13 protein-coding genes are annotated in these 12,493 nt (G+C 58.8%); 4 read left to right on the top strand and 9 right to left on the bottom strand.

Translation table 11 applies throughout. The annotated features are described in order from the left end of the window. Positions 1 to 46 precede the first annotated feature (46 nt). Together ACFWW4_RS12300 and ACFWW4_RS12295 are read right to left on the bottom strand one after the other, a co-directional pair. Positions 47 to 391, bottom strand: coding sequence for a hypothetical protein (locus tag ACFWW4_RS12300; protein WP_411891122.1), 345 nt, complete (start codon positions 389 to 391; stop codon positions 47 to 49). 93 nt (positions 392 to 484) lie between these two features. Continuing rightward, entirely contained in the window at positions 485 to 1,381 is an 897-nt protein-coding gene (locus ACFWW4_RS12295; protein ID WP_411891121.1) for a LysR family transcriptional regulator, read from the bottom strand. A 96-nt stretch (positions 1,382 to 1,477) separates the two neighbouring features. Between ACFWW4_RS12295 and ACFWW4_RS12290 the strand changes: the two genes are divergently transcribed. Next, positions 1,478 to 2,386, top strand: a complete 909-nt coding sequence (locus tag ACFWW4_RS12290; RefSeq protein ID WP_411891120.1) for an epimerase — start codon at positions 1,478 to 1,480, stop codon at positions 2,384 to 2,386. Here ACFWW4_RS12290 and ACFWW4_RS12285 read toward each other — a convergent pair. The 4 genes from ACFWW4_RS12285 to ACFWW4_RS12270 form a co-directional block, all read right to left on the bottom strand. Further along, on the bottom strand, positions 2,321 to 3,280 hold the full coding sequence (locus ACFWW4_RS12285; RefSeq protein ID WP_411891119.1) for an endonuclease/exonuclease/phosphatase family protein: 960 nt from the start codon (positions 3,278 to 3,280) through the stop codon (positions 2,321 to 2,323). The genes ACFWW4_RS12290 and ACFWW4_RS12285 overlap by 66 nt on opposite strands. A gap of 20 nt (positions 3,281 to 3,300) precedes the next feature. Next, positions 3,301 to 4,104 (bottom strand): hypothetical protein, encoded by an 804-nt coding sequence (locus ACFWW4_RS12280; protein WP_411891118.1) that lies wholly within the window; start codon positions 4,102 to 4,104, stop codon positions 3,301 to 3,303. A gap of 368 nt (positions 4,105 to 4,472) precedes the next feature. After that, entirely contained in the window at positions 4,473 to 5,078 is a 606-nt protein-coding gene (gene leuD / locus ACFWW4_RS12275) for a 3-isopropylmalate dehydratase small subunit (protein ID WP_411891117.1), read from the bottom strand. Between the two features lie 44 nt (positions 5,079 to 5,122). Continuing rightward, on the bottom strand, positions 5,123 to 6,157 hold the full coding sequence (locus ACFWW4_RS12270; protein ID WP_411891116.1) for a patatin-like phospholipase family protein: 1,035 nt from the start codon (positions 6,155 to 6,157) through the stop codon (positions 5,123 to 5,125). A 179-nt stretch (positions 6,158 to 6,336) separates the two neighbouring features. On the opposite strand from ACFWW4_RS12270, the gene ACFWW4_RS12265 reads away from it, so the two are divergent. Continuing rightward, the gene (locus ACFWW4_RS12265; RefSeq protein ID WP_411891115.1) at positions 6,337 to 6,861 is read left to right on the top strand and encodes a hypothetical protein; all 525 of its coding nucleotides are present in this window, start codon (positions 6,337 to 6,339) and stop codon (positions 6,859 to 6,861) included. A gap of 434 nt (positions 6,862 to 7,295) precedes the next feature. On the opposite strand, the gene leuC is transcribed toward ACFWW4_RS12265, so the two are convergent. Then, positions 7,296 to 8,702: a 3-isopropylmalate dehydratase large subunit gene (leuC, locus tag ACFWW4_RS12260; RefSeq protein ID WP_411891114.1), complete on the bottom strand. Its 1,407-nt coding sequence runs from the start codon at positions 8,700 to 8,702 to the stop codon at positions 7,296 to 7,298. A 262-nt stretch (positions 8,703 to 8,964) separates the two neighbouring features. Between leuC and ACFWW4_RS12255 the strand changes: the two genes are divergently transcribed. After that, positions 8,965 to 10,137 carry a hypothetical protein gene (locus ACFWW4_RS12255; protein WP_411891113.1) on the top strand — a complete coding sequence of 391 codons (1,173 nt, stop codon included), beginning with the start codon at positions 8,965 to 8,967 and terminating at the stop codon, positions 10,135 to 10,137. Between the two features lie 57 nt (positions 10,138 to 10,194). After that, positions 10,195 to 10,818, top strand: coding sequence for an SOUL family heme-binding protein (locus ACFWW4_RS12250; protein ID WP_411891112.1), 624 nt, complete (start codon positions 10,195 to 10,197; stop codon positions 10,816 to 10,818). A 6-nt stretch (positions 10,819 to 10,824) separates the two neighbouring features. Here ACFWW4_RS12250 and ACFWW4_RS12245 read toward each other — a convergent pair whose 3' ends face one another. Beyond that, entirely contained in the window at positions 10,825 to 11,931 is a 1,107-nt protein-coding gene (locus tag ACFWW4_RS12245) for a calcium-binding protein (RefSeq protein WP_411891111.1), read from the bottom strand. Positions 11,932 to 12,013: 82 nt separating this feature from the next. After that, a complete protein-coding gene (locus ACFWW4_RS12240; RefSeq protein ID WP_411891110.1) occupies positions 12,014 to 12,484 on the bottom strand; it encodes a GNAT family N-acetyltransferase in 471 nt (156 codons plus the stop codon). Between the last annotated feature and the right edge of the window lie 9 nt (positions 12,485 to 12,493).

Below are 12,493 nucleotides of genomic sequence, written 5' to 3'. Positions count from 1 at the left end.
CGCAATCAAATGCGCGCTGGCGTCGTAAGATGAATGGGTCCTGACCCTAGTTGGTTCCATCACCGCTGGCAGGTTCCGCCGTTTCAGCGGTCGCTGACGTCTCGCCTTCCGCATTTGCCGTCACCGGTTCATCGAGACAAGGTATGAACAGTTCCATCCCAACGGCAAGACTGCCCGGATCAGGTCCGATAATCAGCCTGTTGCGCTGGTGAAGGTTTTCAACCTCCTGTGTTGTGCCATAAGCCCAAGCAGAGATATTCGACAGGCTGTCTGCCTTTTCGACCACATAGGTTGTGTCACATTTGATTTCGTCAGAATGGGCATGGGCGGTCACCGCAAGGTTCGCGCAAATCAGCGACAGTGCGGATACCGAAATACCGGGCAATTTCATGTCTCTCTTTCCCTAAATAACTTACAAACGATGCCATCATTGAATATCATGCTGGCAAAACTAAGGCGACGGGCGTGCCGCGGTCAGATCTGGTCAGACAACCAGCGGCTTTAATCCCTCTGCGAGCAGGTCCCACACGCGCCTGATCCGCGGGGTCTGGCGCATCGCTTCGTGCGCAGTCAGCCACACCGGCAAGGTGGGTAGGGGAATTCCGATGTCGATCTCTTCAATCAACGGATCGTTTCGCCCGATATCGGCTTGGGCAAACCCGATCCCGCAGCCCGCGCGCACCAGTTCCCAATAGGCGATATTGTCATCGCAGCGGGTCTTGAAGAAGTCCCGTTCGACCGGAATGCCAAATTCGGCAAACCCGTTGATGATGTCAGGGTTCGTGTCATAGCCGACAAAATCATGCGCGGGCAGATCAGCCAGGGATTGCGGCTTGCTCCGCTCGGCTAGGTACGACTTGGCAGCAAAGACCCCCAGCGGGATATCCCCGATATGCTGGGTGACCAGGTCCAATTGGGTCGGGCGGTACATGCGCACCGCGATATCCGCCTCGCGATAAAGCAGGTTGCGGCTGTCATCGCTGGGAACAAGCTCAATGGCGATTTCGGGCTCCAGCCTGCGGATACGTGCGATGACCGTTGGCAGATGCATAGCCGAGGTGGCCACGCTGGCGGTGATCCGCACAGTCCCTTCCAGCCGGGCCTGCTGGCCTGCGGCGGTCAGTGCGATCTGCTGGACGGCGGCGCGCATCGCCTGCGCCGGTGCGACGAGATCGGCGCCGGTCTTGGTCAGGGCAAAGCCACGCGGCTGCCTGCGAAACAGCTCGGCCCCCAGTTGCGCCTCGATCGCCCTGATCTGGCGGCCCAGCGTCGGCTGGCTGGTGCCAAGTTCGCGGGCCGCCCCTGAAAGGCTGCCGGTTTCGGCCACCGCCAGAAACGCTTGTACCAGTGACCAGTCCAATGACGAGAGCGGCTTATCCATTCATTCATGAATACATGATCTGCGATTTTCGGCAATTTATTTGACGACATGAATAGATCATCTTGGCTGCAACTGCCCATCAACAGGAGCGATCCCATGCAGCAGACAGTTCTCATTCTTGGTGCCAACGGCAAGATCGGCAGCCATGCCGCCGACGCGTTCTGGAACGCGGGCTGGGCCGTGCGTCACTTTGAACGCGGCACCGACATGGTCGCGGCGGCCAAGGGTGCCGATGTCATCATCAATGGCCTGAACCCGCCCGCCTATCACAACTGGGCCGAAGCGATCCCGGCGATCACCGATCAGGTGATTGCCGCCGCCCGTGCCAGCGGGGCGACAGTTATCATCCCCGGGAATATCTACAACTTCGGTGATCAACCCGGTGTTCTGGATGAAAACACCCCGCAAACCGCCCAAACGCGCAAAGGCCAGGTCCGGGTCGCGATGGAGGACGCCTATAAAGCCTCTGGCGTGCAGACGATCATTCTGCGGGCAGGCAATTTCATCGACCCCAAAGGCAATGGCGATTACATGAGCCTGCTGGCCTTGCGCGACATTGGCAAAGGCAGGGTAACGGCGGCTGGCGATCCAGATGCGTTGCAGGCCTATGCCTATGTGCCCGACTGGGCGCAAGCGGCGCTGGCGCTGGCGGAAAAGCGGCATGATCTGGCACAGTTCGAAGACGTGCCCTTCCCCGGCCATGCCTTTACCACAAATCAGCTTCTAACCGAATTGCAGGCCGTATCGCCCCGCAGGCTGCGGCTGGCCCACTTTCCGTGGTGGCTGATGACCGCGCTGGCCCCGTTCTGGGAACTGGCCCGCGAAATGCGTGAGATGCGCTATCTTTACAGCATGCCCCATCAAATCGGATCAGCCAAATTCAACCGGCTGCTGCCGGGCTTTCGCCCGACCGGTCTGACCGAAGTCATGCGCACTGGCCTACCGGCTGATATCCACCCAGACCAGGTGATGAGGTCCGGCGGCAAGACCATCGCTGCCGAGTAATCCGGTCCCCGGCGCGGGCCAATAGACACCCGCGTCGGCAACCCGCCAATCTGCAGATGGCAGCACATAGCTGACCCGCAGATTGCCTGGCCCGCCCTCTTCGGGCCAGTCCGCGGTATCAAGACCCGGCAACGGATCGTGCAACCGGGGATCCGCGAGAAAATCTGCCATGGCGTCTGAAAACCCGTCGCCGTCCACCGGGTCAAGATTGGCATTGCCCGCAATGACGAAACTGTCCGGCGCAGAACCGAAACCGCCATCCAACACCACCTGCCACAGCCGCAATTCATCGCGGTTGCGCAATCCGTTGCGGTCCTCTGGCCCGTCGAAAACCGGCGGGGTCGCGGCAAAAGCCATCAGCGACAGCGGCCCATCGGGCAGATCAATCCGAACAATCCAATGGCCGGAAGTGGACAGGCGCTGCACCTCCAGCACCTCTGGCGGGTAAAACCCTTCGGGCAGCGTCGCACCCGGCAAATCCCGCCATAGCAGGTCCGAAAGATCCGTCACCTCGTCCAACGCGAAACGCGACAGGATCGCCATGCCCCCATCACCGGCAAAGCGGCCATAGCCGATAGCATCGCGCGGCTCACCCAGTCGCCCGTTGCGGTCTAGATCCAGACCAGTCGCAAGACCGGTGTTCGGACGCAAAGCAAAGCGATACGGGTACAAATCACCAAACGTATCGGCAAAGGCGTTCAGGGCAACGCCATCAAGATCGTAATCGAAATCAGTCAAAATCAGAACATCCGGGGCGATATGGACGATGACCGCTTGACTGGCCGCGATCTGGCTATCCTCGGCCTTCAGAATATCGCGCAGCAGCAGGCCCGGACCATCACGGCTCAGCGGGGTGGCATAGGTGGCAATCCGATAGGTGTCAGCGGCTGCCACCGCCGGTAGGCCGGCCAGAATCAGGCAGGCAGTAACCGATCGGCCGCCGCCTTTTTTGAGGCCTTTTGGCGCTGCTGATGGATCATGCGGGCCACACGGGTCAGCGCGATCCCCCGCATCAGAATACCTGCAGGCAAAAATGCCCATGCTGTCACCGTCCAGATCATGGTGTGCGGATCATCAAGGCGAATGGGTGCCCCCAGATAGCCCGAAAACTTCACCATCGCTGGCACTAAGAAGGGCAGCAGAAATCCTAAGATAATGTTAATCCAGCCATCCCGGCGCAGGCGTTTGACCACGTCGCCACCCGATGTCGGGTCGAATGTTGGCAGGTTGATCCAAACGTTGAACGATCCGCCCCGCGGGGGCCATTGCTGTAGACGCAGCAGAATCATAAACCAGATGATCGACAACAGCGAAAGCAGATAACTGAACCCGGCTGCATCGCGCATCGTTTCGATATATTGTGGGGTGGTAGATGGCGGCATGATCGACACCATCAACCGGACCGGCGAATAAGGAAAATCAATCATCCGCCCGATCTGGGCCCCGCTCATCTGAAAGAATTCAGTCAGCGTGGACGGCGCTACATAACCCCGAAAGATAATCGACAGCGACAACACCGTGGCGAACAGGGCACAGAACCGGACCCGGTTAAACGGCGGCGCGTCGCGAAATTCGACAAGGCTGGGGCTACTGGCGCTATATTCCACCAGAGTAAAAAGGGCCGCAAAGATCGCGATGAGGACGATAACCTGCGTCCCGTCACTGGACCGCCCGGGGACAAGCGCCGCAGGAAGCCCGATCAATATCACGACGAGCACTGCGCGAACCAAAGCTCCTGGCAGTCGAAATAGCAATTTATCCCGTACCCTCATATGATCTACGCCGCGCGGCGGCGTGACCGATGTCCCGATTAGCATGCCGTCCCGACATGCGTCTTTCCTAAGGTGTAACCGTCACTAATTCTTTATGTCCCGACTATATTTTAAAACCCGCAATGCATTTGTCCAATGCTTTGCGTGTAACATGTGGGGACAATGCAACTGATAAATGATAGATCAGCGATCCATCAGCAATGATCAGACCTTTAAGATACACGGATAAATGGCGCAAAGTGAAGGGTTATTTGCGCGACGTCACGCATCCGGCGCGTCGGCGCGCAAGACCACGCGGCCTTGCGCGGATCGTATTACACCCAAGGGCGTGCGGCGGTGGCCTCAGCCTCAAAGCTGTCGATGGCAGCCGCTTTTTCCATTGTCAGACCGATGTCGTCCAGACCGTTCAGCAGGCAGTGCTTTTTGAAAGGATCCACATCAAACGCAAACACATCGCCATCGGATGACGTGATCGTCTGCGCCTCAAGATCAACCTCGATCCGGGCGTTCGACCCTTTTTCGGCGTCTTTCATCAGCACATCGACCTGTTCCTGCGGCAGGGCGATCGGCAGGATGCCGTTCTTGAAGCAGTTATTGTAGAAAATATCGGCATAGCTGGGCGCAATGACACAGGTGATCCCGAAATCGGCGATGGCCCATGGCGCATGTTCGCGCGACGACCCGCAACCGAAATTCTCACCGGCCACAAGGATCTGCGCACCGCGATATTGCGGCTTGTTCAGCACGAAATCCGGAATCTCGTTGCCATCATCATCGTAGCGCATTTCGTCGAACAGGTTCACCCCAAGGCCCGACCGCTTGATCGTCTTCAAGAACTGCTTGGGGATGATCATATCGGTGTCGATATTGACCAGCGGCAAGGGGGCGGCGATCCCGCTCAGCTTGGTGAACTTTTTCATTTGCGTCTCCGTTGAACCGGCCCTGTTGGGGGGGCGTGGCTGTTTCACCAGTCCTTAATCAACTTGATTGCATCTTTCCAGCCCTGCCCCTTCTTTGCATCGGCAATCGCTGCGTCCATGATGGCGTAATCGGCATTCTCATATGCATCCAGCGGCACAGGTCTGCTCAGCACAGGATTGATCCGCGCCATCCGGTGGCCCAACAGGCGGTCGGCGATGGACCCGGCGTTCTGCGCCGACAGATCCATCGTCATGACCAGCAGTGCTGTGGCGGGCGCACCCCTGCTCGATTTCCAAGGCCGCAACCACGACGTCACCCCCCAACCCAGCGGCTTGCCAATCGCCTTGGGCGAGATCCCCTGCGGGGTCAGGCCCGTACCGAACGAGATGACCTCGATATCAGCCAGCGCTGACGCTTTGCCCGTACTCAGCGCCACTTCGATGGCATTCATCACCGGATTATTGGCAAATGTACCGCCATCGGCAAAATAGCCGCGCTTTCCGATCTGATGCGGCGGGAAATAGGTCGGCGCGGCAGAGGTTGCCAGTGCGGCATCCGCCAGCAGGATATCACCATAATCATCGCCGGCCTTCAGGTTATTCAGGGTGACAGGCATCCAACCCGGCGGTTTGGACCCATCATCAAGCAGTTGCGCCGTATTGACGGCAATCATCTTGCCCGTGGTGCCACCCAAGGTAGCTGTCTTGTCCGGCAGCAACTCGTCGATAACTTGGCGCAGACCCGTCGCCACATATTCACATTCGAAAATCCCTGGCCCGGCCCGCAGACCCTCGGCCTCAACCGCCTGACGCATCGCCATATCGGTGGCATCGGCGCTAAAGAATGTGTTTTCTTTGAAAATCGTTGCCGCCTTGGTGGCATAGACCGAAACGATGTCGTCAATCGGCACGCCCGCGCCCAGCGCAATCGAAATCAACCCCCCGGTCGATGTGCCAGCAAACCCGTGCACCCCGTCCAGCAGTTTGCCATTGGTTTCGGTGTTCAGCGCCTTGATCAGCGAACTGGAAAGATAGCCGCGAATGCCGCCGCCATCGCAGGACAGAATACGAAATGTCATCGGAAAATCCCCATCTGAATGTATCAGGGTGCAGTCTAACAGCCGCATCCCGGCTTTGCCGGTGTCCAAGGACACACACGGCAGCGCATCTTTGCCAATGCCACATTCAGGTCATGCTTTGATCACGAATCCGCGTTCTAGATGCCCACCACCACAGATTGACAACCGGACCAGATTTCATGCCCATTCTCATTGCAATCATCGGGGCCGCCACGGCCTTTTACTTTTTCGTCATCCGCGCCCGGAACGCGGCCAATATCGCAACCGATATGATGGATATGGCCAATGATGTGCGGCTGGCCGCCCGCCGGTTCGGCTTCAAGCGGCAAACCAACCTGCACCCGGTGGAAAGCATCGAAGACCCCAACCTTGCCATCACAGCCATCGCGCTCAGCTTTCTGGAACTCAACGACCTGCCCACGCAGGACCAGCGCAACGCGATGGTCGTGCAGGCGCAATCAACACTTGGCATCAGCAAGACCGATGCCGAGGAAATGATGGTGCTGGGCCGCTGGCTGATGAATGAATGCAACGGTGCCGATGGGGCGATCAGCCGGATCAGCCGCAAGCTCTTCAAACTGGACGGCGCGAACGGTTTCGATCCGCTGATGACGCTGGTCAAATCGGCCCTGCCCGAAGACGGGCTAAACGACAAACAGCGCGATGCGCTGGACGACATCAAACGGGCGTTCAAGATCAGGTAGGGCTCTACAAAAGCGGAAGGCCGTGCTGACCTAAGACCTTGTTCTGGCATTGCACGCGACCAGCCAACCTCTCCGCTTCGGTCGGGCCATTCTCAACCCAGCGCGGAGTTTCGTAGTAAATGCAAACATCCAGCGCCTTCGCCCTGATGCTACGGATCGCACAGGCCTCGTCATCCAGATCTTCCCGAGATTCACGCGACCGGTCTGCGCATCGTCCGCGGTAGTAAGCCAAACGTTCGTCTGCTGTTGTTGACAGAAACCATGTCTCTCCGCCAATGCGATCCGGATCAGGCACGTTATCTCCACAATACCCCGTCGGATTGTGACAACCCAACACTGTAGAGCATGAGACTACGCCGAAACCCAGCAGAACAAATGAGAAGCTGATCCAGACCCATTTCATCGAATATCACCAAATGTGAGCGGCGCGTCGGTCACATCATCTCCCGCACATCCGTCAGCCGCCCAGTTATCGCCGCAGCCGCCGCCATCTGTGGCGACATCAGGTGGGTGCGTCCGCCCCGGCCTTGCCGTCCCTCGAAGTTGCGGTTGGATGTGGCCGCACAGCGCTCGCCGGGTGCCAATTGGTCGGGGTTCATCGCAAGGCACATCGAACAGCCCGCAAGGCGCCACTCAAACCCAGCCTCCTTGAAGATATCCGCCAGCCCTTCCTCTTCCGCCTGCGCACGGACAAGACCCGATCCGGGCACAACCATCGCCCGCAACCCGTCCTTCTTCTTCTTGCCTTTCAGGATCGCGGCAGCGGCGCGCAGATCCTCGATCCGGCCATTGGTGCAGGAGCCAATGAACACCGTGTCGATCTCAATCTCGGACAAAGGCGTGCCGGGCTTAAGGTCCATGTAGTCCAGCGAACGCTGCGCGGCACCAACCTTACCGCCCTCGAAATCGTCGGCGGCGGGGACTGTGGCTGTGATCGGCAGCACATCCTCTGGCGATGTACCCCATGTCACCACCGGCGCGATATCCTCACCCTTCAGCGTCACGACCTTGTCGAAATGGGCACCCTCATCAGTGTAAAGCGTGCGCCAATACGCCTCTGCCGCTTCCCATGCGGCACCCTTGGGAGCATGCGGACGGCCCTTGCAGTATTCGAACGTCTTTTCGTCAGGGGCAATCAGACCGGCGCGCGCGCCGCCTTCGATGGCCATGTTACAGACGGTCATCCGGCCTTCCATGGACAGATCGCGGATCGCCTCACCGCAATATTCGATGACATAACCCGTGCCGCCAGCCGTTCCAGTGGCCCCGATCACGGACAGGGTGATATCCTTGGCGGTGACACCGGGGCGCAGCTTGCCCGTGATCTCGACCTTCATGTTCTTGGATTTCTTCTGGATCAGGGTCTGGGTGGCCAGCACATGCTCCACCTCTGACGTGCCGATGCCATGGGCCAGCGCGCCGAAGGCGCCATGGGTCGCCGTATGGCTGTCACCACAAACCACGGTCATGCCGGGCAGGGTCCAGCCCTGCTCCGGCCCCACGATATGCACGATACCCTGACGGACATCGGAAACAGGGTAATAGTGAATACCAAACTCCTTGGCATTGGTATCCAGCGCGGCCACCTGAATGGCACTATCTTCCGTCATGTTCTTGGGATCATCACGCCCCGGCGTTGTCGGCACATTGTGGTCCGGCACGGCAATCGTCTTTTCCGGCGCACGCACCTTGCGGCCCGCCATGCGCAGACCCTCGAACGCCTGCGGGCTGGTCACCTCGTGCACCAGATGGCGGTCGATATAGAGCAGGCATGTGCCGTCCTCGGCTTCGTGGGCGACATGCGCGTCCCAGATTTTATCATAGAGCGTTTTGGGGGACATGGGTCCTCTCCCGTATCTGGTGTCAGTAAAAGGCAGGCGTGCGGAAACGGGGGCGATCAGCCCCGGGCAAGGATCGTGCAGTTGGCACCGTAAAACCGCCATGGCAGGCGGGCGCGGTCATCCATGTCAAAAACCTGTTTCATAAGGGGTCAGATACATCGGCATCGCCTGTCCCGCAAGGGTTCTCAACCTGCTGACCATGCGGTTTTCCGGCTTGCCGCTTTCGCTTGGTCCGGGCATCCTGCCAAAAACCGGAGGTATCATGCGTTTTCTGATCCTGTTTCTGCTTTGGGCCAGTCCGGTAGTGGCCGAACGCGAACTGCATGTCATCGGCGTTTATGAACGTCACAACGACATTCGTGATCGGCCCGAACTGGGGCCCGTCCCCGTGATCGTGGATCGGCCCGATGCCGACGTCACCCTGCTTTTGACCAATTACGAACCTGTGTTCTGGGATGTGACGCTCACCCCCGGCACCCGGATTGAGCGTGTTTTGCTGGGCGGCTATGAGCCTGACCGCAGCCAGGTCACCCTGAACGGCATTCCCTATCCCGGTGTGGACATCGTCACGCTTAGGCATAGCTACACGCGCGACAACATCAAGTTCCGTGCCATCGTCATGGCCGCGCCAGAGCTTGGGGGCTTTGTCAGACCGTCCAGCTTTGAAGGATCATATGAAGCACCGCGCGACGGATTTGTCATAGACGCTGTGCAAACCGACCCGGAACTGGGCCCCGACTATCTGGCCGATGTACTAGCCCCGCTGGATGTCGTCCCTGTCAGCCTGCAACCCCGCCTGACCGACCCTGCCCGCCCCGGACCGACGGTGCGCTTTGAAAATGACGGTGTCACTCTAACCCTTGAAGACGGGGACGCGACATTCTTTCCGATCCCACCCGATTTGCCACGGATCAGCTGGGGGGCCGACGCCATCTATGTCCCCGACCGAAACACGATCTACGCCGTCACCATCGGAGGCGACGGCTTTCTCTATGACATCAACGTCCGAACGGGCGCATGGCGTCTGGCGGCCAACATGCAAGGGTACGACGCCCAGGGGCTGATCTATGACGACGCCCTCGACCGGCTGATCATGACCGGCGGCGGCTTTATGCCCCCCAGCATCCGCATCTATGATCCCGATGGCGAAAGCTTTACCGAGGTGCCGCTGGCCGGGGCCGCACTGATCGGGCTGACGGATATCTATGACCGGGCCAATGAGCGTCCGCCCGCGCTCAGGCCCATTGGCATCGCCGGTGACATGGTGCTTTTGCGCGCATCACCCGACGCTTTCAGGTTTCGCGGCCCCGGCGATCCACCCTACCGGATTTGGCTTGTCGACCTGACCACCGGCACGGGCCAGCTTGTCGGCTATTCCGCAGCCCAACCGACCTGTCCGGAGGGGAGCGGCTGCAAGCCCGAAAACAGGGACTGACGCCACAAAAGTGATCCCATACGCCCTCACCCCCGTAACAGTGTTACGGAGGAAAAAATGATCAGATCCGCAACCATCCTTGCTGCCGGGTTGGCGACGACCACAGCAGCCGTGGCCCAGGACAGCTATAACGGCTACGAAACGCCGCGCTATACCGTGGTAGCGCAGGACGGACGCTATGAAATCCGCGAATACAGCCCCAGCATTCTGGCCGAAGTGACAGTGAAATCCGAACGGTCACAGGCCTTGCGTCAGGGTTTCCGCGTGCTGGCAGGATATATCTTTGGCGGCAATACCAGCGCCGACAAGGTGGCGATGACCACGCCTGTGGCCCAGACTCCCGCGGAAAACATCGCCATGACAACACCTGTGACCCAAACCGGAGAGGCGGGGTTGTGGACCGTCAGTTTCATGATGCCGCGGGAATACACGCTTGATAGCCTGCCAACCCCCGACAGCAACGCGATCCGGTTCAGGCAAACACCGCCTGACACCCAGGTGGTCCTGCGGTTTTCCGGTTGGGCGACACAATCCAGACTGACGCAGCACGAGGCCGATTTACGCCGCTACGCGATACAGGCTGGCCTGTCAGTAAAGGAGCCCGTTCGCCACTATTACTACGACGACCCCATGACGCTGCCATGGAAACGGCGGAACGAAGTGGCGTTCAGTATCGAGTGATTTTGATCAGCCTGGCGGGCTTGTGTTCAGGAAACCAGGCAACGCATTCTTCACGGTCTCTAACGTCGCTTCAGGATTGAACAAGGTGAAATCAGCCTCGGTCAACACATCATCCGGCCCCGGCTCGGGGATATCGTTGTCCGTCAGCACAACCGCAAAATCGCTTTCGTCCAAACTCGCAATAGTGGCACCACGCAGAAACGCGCGGGACACTTCATAATCAAAATCCGGATCGGTTGGATCGCCCATCGCATCCTCGAACCGGGCCTCAACCAGAACGCCGTCTTCACCGTCCAAACTGGTTTCTGTCAGTACAAAATCCACAGCGGGCGCTGTCGCCCCGTCAAGATCAGCGTCAATGGTCAGGACCAGTTTGTGCTGCGCAGGATTGAATTCGACAATCGTCGCCAGCGTGTCCTGATCATCCTCCAGATTGGCGAAGGCGAAAAAGTTGGTGGGGCCTTCGTCGTCCTGCAGATCGGACTCACCGGTCACCAGGATCAACTCATCCAGTTCAGGGGGGCCCACTTCACCCGGCGGTGCACTGTTCACCCCGCCTACAGCCAGGCTCAGGCCCTTCGGATTATCCGGTGTGCTGTTATCGCTGTCATCACCCCACATGAACAGCGTATCCTCGCCCCCCTGACCGCGAATGATGTCCAGCGTCTCAGTCGCATTCACCAGTTCATTGTCGATCAGGCGCGCATTAAAACCGCTTTTGATGACATCGGTGCCACGGCCACCCAGAATGGTGTCTGAACCATAACCGCCGTCGATCGTATCATCACCTGCGCCGCCCTCGATCCGGTCATTGCCGTTATCACCATTGATAATATCGTTGCCTGCGCGACCCTGGATGACATCGCGACCGTCGCCGCCATTCACCGTATCATTACCCAACCCGGCATTGACGAAATCATTACCGCCACCGGCATTAATAACGTCGTCACCCGCCAGAGCAAAAATGCTGTCCGCACCCTCTGTGCCGTTGATCGGTTCGCCTTCGGGACTGCCATCAATCCGGTTGGCCTCATCGTCATCATCGTCCCCACCCAGAAATGGCACGGCCAGGGCCAAACCGAGGCCGAGAAGCAAAAGAATGGAAAGATCCATGATGGCTGATCCAGTACAAATATCCGTTAAGAGTTTGTAAACCTTTCATCGCAGCCGCGACAAGGCTTGCAAAAGGACAGCGTTAATTGCGCATCTCAACTGTGCGTTCGGTGCCATCCCAATGGTCACGAACGGAAACAAAGCCCAGCCTTTCGTAGAATGGTATCCCTACGATGGACGATCGGACGGTAAATCGGTTGATCCCGCTTTCGGCGGCCTTGGCGACCACATGCGCATAAAGCCGCGCACCAATGCCGAGGCGCTGCATGCGCGCATCCACAAAGATGGTTTTGACCGCCGCCGTCTGACCATACTCATCCAGATCAAGACTGGCCGTCCCCACAATTCTGTCGCCCTGTAACGCCACAAACGTGGCATGCCGGTTGCCAAGCATGGTTTTCACGTCCTCCACACTGAAATGACCGGCAACACGGGCGACATTCTCGGCCCCATAATCGGCAAGGTTAGAGGCATAGAGCACCGCAATGACAAGTTCTGACAGGGCGGGCGCATCCGCCGTTACCGCAGGGCGCACGGTAATTTCCTCAGCCATTTCAGCACC

It is taken from the genome of Yoonia sp. SDW83-1, assembly GCF_046762885.1.
In the GTDB taxonomy this organism is placed as follows: Bacteria; Pseudomonadota; Alphaproteobacteria; order Rhodobacterales; family Rhodobacteraceae; genus Yoonia.
This window is presented reverse-complemented; position numbering and strand designations above follow the sequence as displayed.